The sequence below is a fragment of the Pseudomonas sp. IzPS59 genome, from assembly GCF_014863505.1.
GTDB lineage: Bacteria > Pseudomonadota > Gammaproteobacteria > Pseudomonadales > Pseudomonadaceae > Aquipseudomonas > Aquipseudomonas kribbensis.
On record NZ_CP062251.1, the window covers coordinates 6,229,181 to 6,243,474 of the forward strand.

Genomic DNA, 14,294 nt, shown 5'->3' on the forward strand with positions numbered 1-14,294 from the left:
AAAAAACTATTACCGACATTCTGGAATTATCCAACTTTCCCAGCCTTCAGAGCCCGGATACAAGATCATCTCGCCGCGAAATTCCGGGGCAACCCCTGAATCTCCCTCTCGCATCCATAGATACCACTCCGATGTTTTTAGAAGCTTTCCATCCGCTGAATAGACCCGATAGAAGGCCTGACTGCTGAATAGCTCTAACAAGCTTCCTGCGACTCCCAAAAATTCATAATCAGCTGCATATCTGGCGATGTAGCACTTACCAGATTCACTCATATAAGTTTTTAATGGCTTTGTGACCAGAGAACTATGAACTTTTAGTGCGAGAAGCATCGCCAGAAGCAATAACATAGTCAGCAGCAGATAAACGCCTCGTTTTCTGTTAGTACCGATCATGACTTCACCATCGGCTTTGCCCTTGCCACGAACTCACCAAAGTCAGCATTCATGAAGCGAAATGAAATGGATGTTGGCAACTTCTTTACTGTCGAATAAACAAACAAATCGCCACCTTTACCGTGTAGAGCACGGTACTGATTGAAGCTATCGTTCGTTACCTTGTGATACAACTGACCATCGGCTTCAAATGTATCTCGACCCAACGCAGTAAATCCTTTCACGCCACTTTCAAAGCTCCAGTACCCAAGCGGCTGATTCTTACTGCTGTCATTCAAAAATTCATACGTATCACGTATGTAGCAACCAATTTCTTCGATGTGCAAAGTAGCCGGTGTCTTTTTTGTTTTCGAGACCGCCGAAAACTTGGTAACAGCAAATTTGACGGAAAACCCACCTAGTGTTCCGTAGACATCATCCAGTGGATCAGTAATCCTTGCCCACTTATCAGTTCCGATAGGTCTGTGATTGTACTGCGAGGTCACTTCCAACTCTTTGGCACTCATAGAACTGAAATCATATTCGCCTGTTTTCAGATCCATGTTTGCCTGATCAAGAATCCCGAGATCTCTCAGACGCGTCATAAATTGCAAAAGACCAGGCGCCAGTTGATTCAATCCTTTGACACGTCCGATCAACTCGTTGTACTGACTGGCATACGCCGCTTTTTCGAGCAACGCTTTTACATCTTCACCTGTGTGCGGTGACGCACTGTTCAACCAATCGAATTCCAGATCATCAAATAGTTTTTCTGGAGTGAGTTGCTTAACGTCAAGACGCCCTTCCTTTTCGTCGATAGTCATCTCGTAAGGCTTGCCATCGAACCAGCGCTGCATCAGTCGAGCAGCCTGCACCCAGCCCATTTTTCTCATGGCGCCGGGAATATCCGTGATCTGGAACTCGTCCACAGGTACTTCTACTGGCGTCTTGTCAGAAGAAGGGGTGAGCTGGGTCGTGAGTGGTGCCGGTGCGGTCATGTCATAAACCCTATGCAATCACGAGCGAAGACTGTGGTTCGAAGGTAAGCGTGACGCTTTCAGCCAAATTGGAAGCAATCGGCGACGTTCTACCCTGTGCATCAGTAACGCCTTTGATTTCTTTGCCAGAAGCCGTTCTCAGGGTGTAAGCACGGTTTGCGACCGGAGCACCGGTTCTCGGATTGCGTGCTACGAAGTGCTGGGTAAAAGGCCAACTGAGCTCCACCGGCAACGGCGGCACAAACGGCGCCGGTGAATGCGAATTGCCGATAATCACCGTCCCTGATCCAGCCGTGACTTTATTGCCGTGAGAACCAACCGAACCAACGGTGGCCGCCGGCTTGCCATTGATCAGAACCGTCGTCGCCAGATCGCCTACCAACGCACCACCACACGCGGAGGCATCGCCTTCGCGGGCGGCCGCGAGGCCGTCGAAGAACACGTCGCCGGAACCGGCGGCAATCGGGTTGGTGCCGTGGCCGGGAAGCGGGCAAGCAGTGGGGTCGGATACGCGTGCTGCAGGTTTGCCAGACATCGGGGTTCTCCTTAGTTGACCTTGGCTTGAGGACTGTTCATTTCTTGACCACACGCTGGAATATTCCAGCCCTCGTAGCCCGTCGCTGTCGGATAGATCGCATGACCGTAAATCCACTGCGAGCGTTCATCGGTGGTGAACTCGTTCTGCCAGAGCAACCATTCGGACGACTTCAGCAGCGTGCCGTCTTTTGCGTAAACCCGGAAAAAGGCTTCACTGGCAAACAGCTTGAAAATCATTCCCGGTATTCCGACGGCCGAATACTGCGGAATGTAGGAACGAATGAAGCACGTACCAGCGTCATTCCAAACTGTGGAGTACTCGTGAGCCAGCCGTGACGCCGTCGTTTTCACGTAACAGGCAGCTGAAACCAGGGCAGCAGCCGTCAGCGCAAGCAATAACAACGCGCTACGTCTCCACTTCGCCCACATTCCCGGATTCACGACGCTCCCTCGCATGGTTCTAACTCACCTTCACTTGACCGCTGCCATCCAGGCGCGCGGCGAAACTGACCTGACGCTTGAAGCCCTCGACTTCCAGCAGGCCTTCGATGCTGAAGGCCAGGCGGAGCTGGTCGTGGTCTCGCGGCAGGGAAATGACACGCACGTTGCTCAGGCGCGGTTCGTAGGCTTCGATGAAGCTTTCGATGGCCAGGCGGGCCTGACTCAGGGAGTCGTGCAGGCTCAGGCGCATGTCATTGAGATCGGGCAACCCGTAGTCGGACAGCGTTTGCACGCTGCCGGCCCGGGTGCTGAGCATTTTGGCCAGATGGGCAGCCACCGACGCCATGGCAGAAGCCTCGAGGCTCTTGCCCTTGCGTAGTTCCGCGTCGCCGTTGAGGCGTTCGAAAAGGCTGCCGTATCCGTCCATGAGTCGCTCTTACTCTTTGTCCAGCTTGCCAACCAGCGACAGGGTGAAATCGGCACCCATGTACTTGAAGTGCGGGCGCACGTTCAGGCTGACGCGGTACCAGCCCGGCTCGCCTTCAACGTCGCTGACGATCACTTGCGCAGCGCGCAGCGGACGACGGCCACGTACTTCGGCGCTCGGGTTTTCCTGGTCGGCCACGTACTGGCGGATCCACTTGTTCAGTTCCAGCTCGAGGTCGGTACGCTCTTTCCACGAACCGAGTTGCTCGCGCTGCAGCACTTTCAAGTAGTGAGCCAGGCGGTTGACGATCATCATGTACGGCAGTTGGGTGCCAAGCTTGTAGTTCAGCTCTGCCGCCTTGCCCTCTGCGCTGATGCCGAAGAACTTCGGCTTCTGCACCGAGCTTGCGGAGAAGAACGCCGCGTTGTCGGAGCCTTTACGCATGGTCAGGGAGATGAAGCCTTCCTCGGCCAGTTCGTATTCACGACGGTCGGAAACCAGAACTTCGGTAGGAATCTTGGTTTCGATTTCGCCCATGCTTTCGAAGTGGTGCAGAGGCAGGTCTTCAACGGCGCCGCCGCTCTGTGGGCCGATGATGTTCGGGCACCAGCGGAACTTGGCGAAGCTGTCGGTCAGCTTGGTGCCGAACGCGTAAGCAGTGTTGCCCCACAGGTAGTGCTCGTGGCTGTTGGCAACGTTTTCCTTGTACACGAACGATTTGACCGGGTTTTCTTCCGGATCGTACGGGTTACGCAGCAGGAAACGCGGAACGGTCAGGCCAACGTAGCGGGAGTCTTCCGAGGTACGGAAGCTCTGCCATTTGGTGAATTGCGGGCCTTCGAAGTGATCTTTCAGATCCTTCAGGTCCGGCAGGCCGGTGAAGCTTTCCAGGCCGAAGAATTTCGGGCCGGCAGCGGCGATGAACGGCGCGTGGGACATGCAGGATACGCTGGCCACGTACTGCATCAGTTTCACGTCCGGCGAGCTTGGGGACAGGTAGTAGTTGGCGATGATCGCGCCAACCGGCTGACCACCGAACTGGCCGTATTCAGCGGTGTAGATGTGCTTGTACAGGCCCGACTGCATCACTTCCGGCGAATCTTCGAAGTCGTCCAGCAGGTCATCTTTGGAGACGTTGAGGATTTCGATCTTGATGTTTTCGCGGAAGTTGGTGCGGTCGACCAGCAGTTGCAGGCCACGCCACGACGATTCCAGCGCCTGGAAGTCCGGGTGGTGCAGGATTTCGTCCATCTGGCGGCTGAGCTTGGCATCGATCTCGGCGATCATGCGGTCAACCATGGCTTTCTTGACCGGCTCACCGTTGTTCTGCGGCTTGAGCAGCTCTTCGATGAACGCCGACACACCGCGCTTGGCGATGTCGTAGGCTTCGTCGTCCGGCGTCAGGCGGGTTTCGGCGATGATGCTGTCGAGAATGCTGTATTCGCCGTTTTCGGCGGCGTTCTGTTGTGCTGCGCTAGTGCTCATTGTGTTGGCTTCCTTGGCTGCTGTGGGCTCAGGCGTCCGGGGCTGCGGCGTTCAAGCCCAGCTCACCGAGTACGCGACCGCGGGATTCGTCGTCGGCGAGCACGCCTTCGATGGCTTTACGGAACGCAGGTGCGTTACCCAGCGGGCCTTTGAGGGCCACCAGCGCATCGCGCAGTTCCATCAGTTTTTTCAGCTCAGGCACTTGCTCGACCAGGCTGGCCGGGTTGAAGTCCTTCATGGAGTTGACGCGCAGTTGCACGGCCAGCTCGTCGGCCTCGCCATCTTCCTGCAGACGGTTCGGCACGCTCAGCGTCAGACCCAGCTCTTGCTTGGCCAGCACTTCGTCGAAGGTCATCTTGTCGATGCTGATCGGCTTGCGATCCTCGATCTTGCGATCGTCCTTGCGGTGGGTGTAGTCACCGATTGCCAGCAGCTTCAGCGGCAGTTCAATCTCTTCCTGAGCACCGCCGGTGGCGGGTTTGAAGGTGACGTTGATGCGTTCCTTGGGGGCTACCGAGCCTTCTTTGGCCATGGCTTTTCTCCTTGCGGTTGTGGCCCTGGGGCCTATTCGAGTACCACTTCGAGGTCGAGGTGGCACAGCCTGCGATAAATCTCTTCCTTGCGTTCACGTACGGCATGGTTCTGCGGCAGCAACTCGCAGCAACTGTGCAGCAGGTGCAGCACTTCCAATGCAAGATCGGGCTCCCAGGCGTGCAGGCCTGAGTCCTGTAATGTCTGATCGAGGGTTTCGAGCTGGTTCTTGGCGAGTTCGTATTTCTTGGCCAGGAAGCACAGCCGCGCGAGGGCGAACTGCCAGAAGAAGCGTTCGCGGCCGCCATGGGCGGACTGCAATCCTTGCTTGAGGATCTGCACCGCTGGCTTGAGGCCTTCCTTGCGCAGGATCGGCTGGACTTCTTCCAGGGCTTTTTCCCAGGCGGGCTGGGTTTCGACGTTCTCGGTTTCGACCTTGCGCGGCGCGCTGGCGCTTTGCAGGTGCGGCATGACGTTGCCCGCGATCCACGCCCGGGTGGACGGATCGGCGAACGGCGCGCCGTCATGGAAACGCAGCTCGATGATGCCGGGCAGGCGCTGAATCAAAAGCGCGAAGTGGATTTCCACTTCGCGCATGGCCAGCTCGGCGTTGAGGTTCTGGAGGCATTCCCAGACCATCCTCTGGCCATCGAACCAGAACGGCGCCTTCGCCAGGCTCGCCTCCAGTTCCACCAGCAGGTCGGCGTATTTGCCTTGGTCAAAACGGTCCTGATACTGCTTGAGCTTGTCCACCGGCAACCCCCGCAGCACGGTGATCTGCTCAGCGTTGCGCTCGGGCACCGCATCGATCGTCATCCAGAGCAAGGTGCGGTTGAGGCGCAGGGCGCGCAGGTCGGTGGCCTTCTGCTTGAGCCACCAGGCGCACAACGGACGGGCGCTTTCCTGCTGGGCGCGCAGGGCTTTGTGGGCTTCTTTCTCGTTATCGATCGGCGCGCCGGGGGCCAGCAACTGGCTGGCAGCCTGTTTGACCTGTGCTACCGCCGCACCCACAACGCCGGGGGCCGGCTGGTTGTCGGCGGCGCGCTGGATCATGGTTTTCAGGCGGCGGGAGAGCGGCAGCAACAGCGGCGCGTCATCACCCAGATGTTCGGTGCAGGCCGCGTCCAGACCGGACAGGTGCTCGGACAACTGCCGGAACATCGGCAGCTGTTCCTTGATCGCGATGTTCTCGGTGATCACCTGCTCCAGACGCGGCACCAGCCAGCCGATGGCGGCGGCCCGGGTACGGGGCTTGAGCGGGTGAACATCGGCCCAGTTATTTTCCGACAAGTGGTGCAGCAAACCGAGGCCGGCGAGCAGCCCGGGGAAGGATTCACGCTGGTACAGCGACCAGGTCAGCCAGGCGCCGACACGTAGATCCTTGGATTGGGTGCGCAGCAGGTTTTCGCTGTTTTCGCGGATTTTCAGCCAGTCGACCTGCCCGCTTTCGTGCATCGACGAGGCTTTGGCCAGCTCGCTTTCCAGCGCCTCGAATTCGCTCGAGAAACGAACGTCTTCGCCCGCAAAATTCTCTTTGGAAACAGAGACTTTAGCGAGTTCGAGGTAATGGGCGGAAAGTTTGCTTGAGTAGGACATCCATGGCCTTTATTTGGATTACGGTCGTGCGCCTATTGGAGTTGCAGCGGCGCGGGGACAGTATCGAAGAGCATTGGGGAGACTCATCCAATTGAGTGTGTGCTCTTTCAAGTGCGCGCATCGTAATCACAATGATGGCCACTAGCAAGCATCCGATTAAACAACAAGACGAACTGTTCATTGGGGTGTGTAGGAGATCGCCCTATATGTCGCAGGGGTTTCCCTGATATCGGTTTATATTTCACATTTTCGGCCTGCTGCCCCGTAAGCATTGATCTAGAGCGCCCAGTGAAAGCCAGCAACAGTGGTGGCACGGCCGTTCCATAAATACGGATGAAAGCATGACAAAAACGGAAAAAATTTGAAGTAGGACGCTTCCGAAAATACACGCTCATCTATTAACAAATGACTGGCGACAACTGCAAACAATAAAAGTGCCATCAAATTGATGGCAATTCATATGTTGAATATTGTTGGAATACCTGCACAGACAGGACTATCGCAGGGTTTCCTTATCGCCTTGAATCACTTTCCCACAGGCATTTCCCACAACCCTGGCGCTGTTTTACAACGCGGAATGTTCCGACTTAAACCAGGGACTCTTCTTACATAAATTTGTTTCACGCCTTGTTAGCGTGCCGGGCAATGTTCGCGTGCGCTGACCAGGGAGGGTTTCGACATCACGCCAAATTTCCCTCTCTGCTTAAGGACAAGCGTATGTCTGGAGCTGTCAGTTCTGCGCGCTTTACGCTGCAGATTCCCGCCGTTCGCAACGACTTCAAGGTGTTGGCTTTCGAGGGTTCCGAGGCCGTCAGCACGCTTTATGCCATCAAGGTAGGACTCGTCTGCGAGGTTCATGATTTCGACGTGGAACCTTTGCTTGGTCAGCCGGCGTTCCTGCGCTTCGGACTGGATGGCGAAGGCATTCACGGGTGCATCGAGGATGTGCAGGCCGGCGAGTCTGGAAAGCGCCTGTCGCACTATGGCCTGACACTGGTCCCAGTCCTCCACTATTTGCAGTTCAGTCGCGATCAACAGATTTTCCAGAACCAGACTGTCCCGCAAATCATCACCCAAGTGCTCAAACGTCACGGCATCCTTGCCGATGCGTTCAGGTTCCATGTCCAGACCTTGCCACCACGCGCGTACTGCACCCAGTACGGTGAAAGCGATTTCGAGTTCATCCAGCGCCTGTGCGCCGAAGACGGCATCACATGGCATCACCAGCACTCGGTGGAGAGGCATTTGCTGGTGTTCACCGATGACACGGTGTTCCTGCCGACATTGCACGCAACAACCTACCGGCACGACAGCGCGATGGTGGCGGAGCACCCGGTGGTCCACCGGTTTTCCTGGCACGCCCGAACACGTACCAGCCGCGTCACCCGTCGGGACTACGACCTGAAGCGCCCGCACCTGTTGCTTGAAACCCGATTTGTCGCCGATTTCACACCCGGACTTGAGGACTATCGCTATCCGCTGTCGATGGAGAACGAGAAGCGTGGCAAACAACTTGCCCGTCAGGCCCTGGAACGCCATCGCGCCGATTATGAAACGGCCGAGGGTCAGAGCAACCAGCCAACCCTGCGCTGTGGCCACCTGTTCGAATTGACCGAACATCCCCGCAAGCAATGCAACGGACTGTGGCAATTACTCGAAGTCACGCACACCGGGCGACAACCTCAAGTTCTGGAGGAACACGCCACAAACGAAACCACTACTGCAGACGGTTTTACCCAGGGATATCGCAACAGCTTCCGCGCCATACCTGCCGAAGTGGTTTTCCGCCCTCCACTGCCTGCGCGCCGGCCACCGTTGGTGAGCCAGACGGCTCGGGTAACCGGGCCAAAAGGTGAAGAGATCTACTGCGATGAGTTCGGTCGCGTGAAGATCGAATTCCACTGGGACCGGGCCGAGCTGAACTGCGAACGCAGCAGTTGTTGGGTACGAGTGTCGTCGAACTGGGCCGGAAACGGTTTTGGCGCAATGACCCTTCCCCGCGTCGGAATGGAAGTCGTGGTGACCTTTCTGGAGGGCGACCCCGATCAACCACTGATTACCGGTTGCGTGATCAACAAACTCACGCCCGCGCCTTACAGATTGCCCGAGCACAAGACCCGCACCGTTCTGCGCAGTCGCAGCTCACCCGACACCGGCGGCTACAACGAACTGACGCTTGAAGACCGTGCCGGCCAGGAACTGGTTTACCTGCGCGCCCAACGCGACATGGAGCGGCAGATCCTCCACGACAGTCGACTGGAGGTCGGACGCGATCGACGGGAAAGCATCCAGGGCAGCAGCCAGACATCTGTCGGCAAGGTCATTGCCGTCGAGGCGGGACAGCACGTGCAGATCAAGGCCGGTGCCAATGTGGTGCTGGATGCGGGCGCCAGCATCACGCTGAAAGCCGGCGGTCATCACATCGTGATCGACGAGGGCGTGATCTTCAGCAGTACCGAGATTGTGACGGGCGGCGAGGTATCCAGGGATGAATCTGCCAAGCGTTTTGTGTCGCAGGCCACGGGTAATCCGGCAGCGAGACAGACGAACGCCTCGCAACCCTCCCCAGAGGAAAGCGAGCTCGAAGAAGAGGAAGAAGAAGTCGAGCTGGAGGATGAAACGCCTGCCGGGATTACGTTGCGGATTCGCGTTTTTTTCGATGGGACGGGGAACAACAAGGCCAACAGCGAAACGGTCGCGGCTTGCTATGCGCCAGATGCCAATCTGGCGGAGGCGGCCGAAGAGATTCAGAAGCACTGCGCCGCCCATGGGTACGACGGGAATGGCAACTCGCCGGATAACAGTTATGGCAATGATGTGAGCAATATTGTGCGTTTGCATGAGCTGTATACAGACCATGCCTTCGAGGTATTGCCGGAGAAAACGAAACAGGCTTCCTTGCGTGTATACATCGAAGGCATTGGTACGACAGCTGATGGAGGCGATTCACTTTACGCCCAGTTAACCGGCCGAGGCGAAACGGGTGTCCTGGCTCGTGTGGAGCAGAGCCCTGAAAAAATCATGGAGCAAATTCGATCACTGATTGATAGCAACCCCAACGCGCTAATAGAACGAATCGAGTTCGATATTTTCGGCTTCAGTCGAGGCGCCGCCGCTGCACGGCACTTCGCAAACGAAGTGCTCAAAGGCAAGCGCAGCATTCTTGCAAAGGCGCTGCCAGCGGGCTCTCCGTCTTTATCCAGTAGCTTTGACTGGGATCCACAATCCTGTATCGGCATCAATTTCATTGGTCTGTTTGATACCGTCGCGGCAATCGCCAATCCATGGTTGCTCGACTTCACAGGCGCTAACAGCAGAAATCCCGGGCTGGACTTGAAGCTGCCGGAAGGTTGCGCCAGCAAAGTGGTGCACCTGGTGGCTCGTGATGAATATCGCGAGAACTTTGCCCTTAACAGCCTGGGTGAGATTGATCTGGTATTACCCGGCGCCCACTCGGATCTGGGAGGTGGTTATCTGCCCAGAGCCAAGGAGAAACTTCTGTTGAGCAGTCCGGTCACCAGCACCATCAGCCGAAGCCACGAAGCGACCCGTAGCGCAGCTTATGTCGCTGCCGAAAAGGAGGCGTTTGCCTGGTATACGAAAGGCGTCATCGAAGATGACGCTCCAGGCAATCAACTGCGGGTTGCACTCTGGGAGACCCCTGTAATTCAACGATTGGAAAGGGGCCGATCCACACCGGATCCCCAGAAGCGGGTTTATGCTGCGGCCATGATTGAACGCCCGGTACACGGTGAGTTGTCGCTGGTGTATTTACGCATCATGCGTGAGCTTGCGATAAGAGCCGGGGTGCCGCTCAAGCTGATTCCCGACAGGCCAGCGCTAAATTTGCCCGCAGAGTTAGTACCCATTCACAAAAAACTTCAGGCTTACGCCTTGGGTGAGTCATCTGTTGAAGGACTGACTATCAAAGAGCGGGCTTTGTTACGCAGTCGCTATATCCACCTATCCGCGCACTGGAACGCAGCCAAAGATTTCAACAACAGCGACTGGAGCGTTGTTTTTATCAACCGCCCAACAAAGAACAAACAACGAGTGGTGCACCCCCATGAATAAATTCACTCGGCCCGTCAAAAAACACACGGGGTTCGTCTTCGGATTGCTGTTGGTGCTTTGCACTCAAAGTCATGCACAACCGATCACCAAACGGCCTTGGTATCTCGGCTTCGGAGCACCTGCCTACATGGAGGTCTGGATTGAAACGGCCGACGTGGTGGATATCCGTGAACGTGTGTTCAAACGCGCCGGAGCCGGGATTGCCTCGGTGAACACACCCGCCGACAACAAGGGCAAGCCCGCAGGCTGGCCTGACAGCCCCGGTAGTGGCGGCGGACGTGACGTCACTGGTGCCGATCTTCCCCGCTTGATCTATGTGCGATGGCAATCACTGGCTGAGCCTCAAACCTATGAGGCCTACATTGTGATTCCCGAATCTGCGCGGGAAATCATGCATAAACCGGAAAAGGCGTACTGCAGACTGGATGGCAAATGGATCACGGATTACCGCGATCGCGTAACTATTGGATTGGCGCCCGGCGGCATTGCCAAGGTTTGGCAGCGTGGGCCTTGTCTCAAGCCTGTCGAGATTGCTCGGGTTGAAGGGAGCATCGTCAAGCAGGGGCCGTATCAAGGGAAAAATGGAGGGCGCTACGCGCTACCTCTTTCACCGGAGTCCAAAACCTACATCGAAAAATACGGCATCCCCTTCGGGAGCTGGTAAGGCATCACAAACACCCTCCAGTCACTTGCCATGTGCAATCGCTGCACAAAGGGATCCATAAACAATAAAAGGGAGCTTTAAAACCAACATGAGCGGTAGACACAATAAACAATCAATAATCGGGGATTGGATGCGCACTGGTTGTCATGCTGACGCTCACAACCAGCACCTCTGTTCGAGCTGAAGGCTGCGTTGGTATTGGATGCCTGGTGAACGGTGGTCCCCTGGAGTTCTCAATGCTGACGGGTATCGGCTTGTTTCTCACAGTGGCGGGACCGTTCATTTCAACTTCGGAAGCCAGTACAAACAAATCCTCGAAACATTACACCCAAGTCCTGATAGACGATGCAGCTACACATCTGGCGACGGAGGGCGAATACGAAAGCCCCATACTCGAGTCCGAGTGGCGTAAATACCTGAAATCCTATGGGCACCAGCCAAGCAAGAACGAGTTTGCCAAGATGGTATTGGCTACCTATGGGTGAACTGCTAAAAGCCGTATCTTCGGTCACCCGATTATCGAGCGCCGTCTACCGGTAGCAACGACAGCTGATCGGTGGCTACATATTCTGGATGACGCCGATCAGCTTCGCTGCACCGATTTTCTTTCACATGACCCGGTACATCTTCTCTACCTGATCAGACAAATGCCTCACCGAGATAGAGACGATGCGTCTTCTCGATCTCATCGATCAATCGCGGCGCAACGCCTACCGATCCCGCGATCTCGCGCCAGCGCTTAACAGCAGCGCAAACCTCCTTGATGATGGCCGGCGCGTCGATGCCCCGGATCTGCCCAGCCACCGCCTCGAGGTCCGCGAGTTCGAAGTTGTCGCGTTTGCCGTTGATCGTCATCTGGTGGGTAGCCACCCAAAAGCTGCCGGGCTGGTACGACCAGGAAACGTCATAGGCCGGGGAAAGAGACCAGGTGCCTGCCCGATCCATCAGGAAGCTGGTGTTCTTGGTGTGGTCATCCTGATTGCGGCCCACCACATTGAAAACCATGCGGCGGAAGTACTCCACGGCGTCACGGCGCGGCAAACCAAGAACCCGCATGACCCCGAACGCCTCCTCGTAGGAGTAGCCGCCTGGCTGTTTGTAGTCGGCATGATCCATGGCACACAGAGTGGCCATGTGGATCTTCTCTCCGCCATCGGTACGATCAAAGCGTTTGGTCAGAAAGTGCGCGCGGCCACCCTCTTCCAGCAATTCACACGGGCTCATGGTGATGCCGGCAGCTTTGGCCATGAGCGAATAGGCGTACTCCACGCGGCCGAAGCCTTGCGAGTCGGCCAGGACGTCGGTGTTCTTGGCAACGTCGAACTTCAGCAGCCAGTAGGAAAACCCTTTTGGCGCCCTGACTTGCCCCGAGCGGATCTCGCCAGCCGCATTCATCGCGATAACCGCTTTGGCCCGGGCACCGCCAGCGCTGGTACCGACCTGGATCAAACGCTTCAGTGCCTCGTCATCGACCTCGGTGTCGTGATGGGCGAGGCGATCGGCCAGGCTTTCCCGTTGCGAGAGCACTTCGCTGGCGAGCTCTACCAGCGCATCAATCTGAATATGTTCACTGGCATTTACAGAACCGCTGAGAGCGGGCCGGTATTCGAGCCCGCCCATTCCGCGCGAGCCCTGATACAGGACCCTTTCAACGGGAGTGAACGTCGCTTTGTCACGGCCCTCCTTGGCGAGCCAGGCGTCGATCAGTGCGTTACCGAAATCATCCGGCAAGGAGTCCGCCAGGATGGCGGGAAGGCCTTTGTAGGTTTCCCGGTTCAGGCCGGGGAAGGCGTATGTCTGATTGGCGGCCAATGGCATATGGAGGGGCGAGATTTCGATACCGGTCTTGACGAATTCAGGATCGTATTCGAACAAACCCAGCTGGCTTCCCTCATCCCAGAGCAGCCCCCCGACAAACCGCTCGAAGAGATAGACCTTTGCCGTAATCACCAATCAACCTCCTTTTTGACTTCGCTGCCGGACACCGGCTCGCCTGCGCTCCCCGCCGAGGCCTTGCCCACCGCCCGCGTGCCGGTTGCCCGCATACGCCGGGTTCCGGCCATCTTGATTACCTGCAACGGGCTCGGTCGAACAGGCTCCACAAGTGAAGCCGCTCTTTCCAGCTCGCCGATGACACGCAGGACGGCCAGCAGATTCACCAGGGTGCCTTTGCCATGGAGAAGATTGATCAGAGTCTGGCGGCTGATGCCGGCTTCCCGGGCGACATGCTCCTGGCTGAGATTTTTCTTCAGGCGCAATTCCTGGAGCCGGGCACCAATGGCACTGGCAATCGCATCGTCGGTCATGGCTTGAAGGCGCATAGTGTCTGAATTCCTGGAGCGAATGTGCAAATCACGAAGTGTGTGTATTCAATACTAGACATTGCAGAAGGATCGACCTGCATGAAAGCCAACGCCAACCCTGCGTATGTATATCTGGTCAATAACGAACGAAACGAACCTTATGTCTCAATTAAAAGACATTGGATTTAAGCAATACCTACGATACATGCAACATCAGAAACGCCTAGATAGCTAGACAATAACAAGGATAATGACTGATAACGTATGCATATCAAGACAAATAGCTCGATCGATACATGAATAAAGGCAAGAAGAGCACCTGCGACCTCGGGATTCTCCAGACACAAAAAATGGGCACCCGACCGCAATCGGTGTGCCCACTTTTTATTACGGCTCTCCCCGCTATTCAGGGATGCGCCGCAATTATGGATTGACGCTGTCTTTCAACGACTTGCCCGGCTTGAACGCAACAGTGTTGCTGGCCTTGATTTTGACGGGTTCACCGGTTTGCGGGTTTTTACCGGTGCGGGCACCGCGATGGCGTTGCAGGAAGGTGCCGAAGCCGACGAGCGTGACGCTGTCCTTGCGGTGCAGGGCGCCGGTGATTTCTTCGAGGACGGCATTGAGAACGCGGTTGGCCTGCTCTTTGGTCAGATCCGCTTTTTCAGCGATTGCAGCGGCGAGTTCTGGTTTACGCATTAGTGAAGCCCCTTTGAGTCGGTTTTTTGTTGTTATGTCCGTGCTGCTCTCGTTGGAACAGCGCCCAAGGCGCCGCAGGCTCTACTCTGCGGCAGACGGGAGTGAGAATGGCACGCGGATAAGGGCGGCGCCAGTCTCCCCGCGACCTTTGTGGGGGCAAAAGCGGG

The 14,294-nt window shown here is 56.5% G+C and carries 14 protein-coding genes; 3 read left to right on the top strand and 11 right to left on the bottom strand.

The window, feature by feature from the left end; all coding sequences use genetic code 11:
* Window positions 1-9 precede the first annotated feature (9 nt).
* Genes IF189_RS28120 through tssA form a run of 8 tightly spaced genes read right to left on the bottom strand, consistent with a single transcriptional unit; the run spans window position 10 to window position 6,387 of the window.
* Window positions 10-393, bottom strand: coding sequence for a hypothetical protein (locus IF189_RS28120; RefSeq protein WP_134828528.1), 384 nt, complete (start codon window positions 391-393; stop codon window positions 10-12).
* Window positions 390-1,370 (bottom strand): DUF6402 family protein, encoded by a 981-nt coding sequence (locus IF189_RS28125; protein ID WP_134828529.1) that lies wholly within the window; start codon window positions 1,368-1,370, stop codon window positions 390-392. Before IF189_RS28125 ends, IF189_RS28120 begins: the two co-directional genes overlap by 4 nt.
* Window positions 1,371-1,380: 10 nt before the next feature.
* Window positions 1,381-1,905: a PAAR domain-containing protein gene (locus tag IF189_RS28130; protein WP_134828530.1), complete on the bottom strand. Its 525-nt coding sequence runs from the start codon at window positions 1,903-1,905 to the stop codon at window positions 1,381-1,383.
* 11 nt (window positions 1,906-1,916) lie between these two features.
* Window positions 1,917-2,348 (bottom strand): hypothetical protein, encoded by a 432-nt coding sequence (locus IF189_RS28135; RefSeq protein WP_225739932.1) that lies wholly within the window; start codon window positions 2,346-2,348, stop codon window positions 1,917-1,919.
* A gap of 19 nt (window positions 2,349-2,367) precedes the next feature.
* Window positions 2,368-2,775, bottom strand: coding sequence for a type VI secretion system baseplate subunit TssE (gene tssE, locus IF189_RS28140; RefSeq protein WP_134828531.1), 408 nt, complete (start codon window positions 2,773-2,775; stop codon window positions 2,368-2,370).
* A gap of 9 nt (window positions 2,776-2,784) precedes the next feature.
* Window positions 2,785-4,260, bottom strand: a complete 1,476-nt coding sequence (gene tssC, locus IF189_RS28145; protein ID WP_085708829.1) for a type VI secretion system contractile sheath large subunit — start codon at window positions 4,258-4,260, stop codon at window positions 2,785-2,787.
* Window positions 4,261-4,288: 28 nt separating this feature from the next.
* The gene (gene tssB / locus IF189_RS28150) at window positions 4,289-4,792 is read right to left on the bottom strand and encodes a type VI secretion system contractile sheath small subunit (RefSeq protein ID WP_003229587.1); all 504 of its coding nucleotides are present in this window, start codon (window positions 4,790-4,792) and stop codon (window positions 4,289-4,291) included.
* 32 nt (window positions 4,793-4,824) lie between these two features.
* Window positions 4,825-6,387 carry a type VI secretion system protein TssA gene (gene tssA / locus IF189_RS28155; RefSeq protein WP_119426836.1) on the bottom strand — a complete coding sequence of 521 codons (1,563 nt, stop codon included), beginning with the start codon at window positions 6,385-6,387 and terminating at the stop codon, window positions 4,825-4,827.
* A gap of 717 nt (window positions 6,388-7,104) precedes the next feature.
* On the opposite strand from tssA, the gene tssI reads away from it, so the two are divergent.
* From tssI to IF189_RS28170, 3 genes are all read left to right on the top strand, one after another.
* A complete protein-coding gene (gene tssI / locus IF189_RS28160; RefSeq protein ID WP_192552592.1) occupies window positions 7,105-10,461 on the top strand; it encodes a type VI secretion system tip protein TssI/VgrG in 3,357 nt (1,118 codons plus the stop codon).
* Window positions 10,454-11,125 carry a DUF2931 family protein gene (locus IF189_RS28165; RefSeq protein WP_011336603.1) on the top strand — a complete coding sequence of 224 codons (672 nt, stop codon included), beginning with the start codon at window positions 10,454-10,456 and terminating at the stop codon, window positions 11,123-11,125. The genes tssI and IF189_RS28165 overlap by 8 nt, the downstream gene beginning before the upstream one ends.
* Window positions 11,126-11,361: 236 nt before the next feature.
* A complete protein-coding gene (locus tag IF189_RS28170; RefSeq protein ID WP_134828534.1) occupies window positions 11,362-11,610 on the top strand; it encodes a hypothetical protein in 249 nt (82 codons plus the stop codon).
* A 154-nt stretch (window positions 11,611-11,764) separates the two neighbouring features.
* On the opposite strand, the gene IF189_RS28175 is transcribed toward IF189_RS28170, so the two are convergent.
* The 3 genes from IF189_RS28175 to IF189_RS28185 all read right to left on the bottom strand — a co-directional run bounded on the left by IF189_RS28175 (window position 11,765) and on the right by IF189_RS28185 (window position 14,127).
* On the bottom strand, window positions 11,765-13,078 hold the full coding sequence (locus IF189_RS28175; protein ID WP_192552593.1) for a type II toxin-antitoxin system HipA family toxin: 1,314 nt from the start codon (window positions 13,076-13,078) through the stop codon (window positions 11,765-11,767).
* Complete coding sequence (locus tag IF189_RS28180) at window positions 13,072-13,446, bottom strand: helix-turn-helix transcriptional regulator (RefSeq protein ID WP_114886394.1); 375 nt, start codon at window positions 13,444-13,446, stop codon at window positions 13,072-13,074. The genes IF189_RS28175 and IF189_RS28180 overlap by 7 nt, the downstream gene beginning before the upstream one ends.
* A 405-nt stretch (window positions 13,447-13,851) precedes the next feature.
* Window positions 13,852-14,127 (bottom strand): HU family DNA-binding protein, encoded by a 276-nt coding sequence (locus IF189_RS28185; protein WP_003213368.1) that lies wholly within the window; start codon window positions 14,125-14,127, stop codon window positions 13,852-13,854.
* Between the last annotated feature and the right edge of the window lie 167 nt (window positions 14,128-14,294).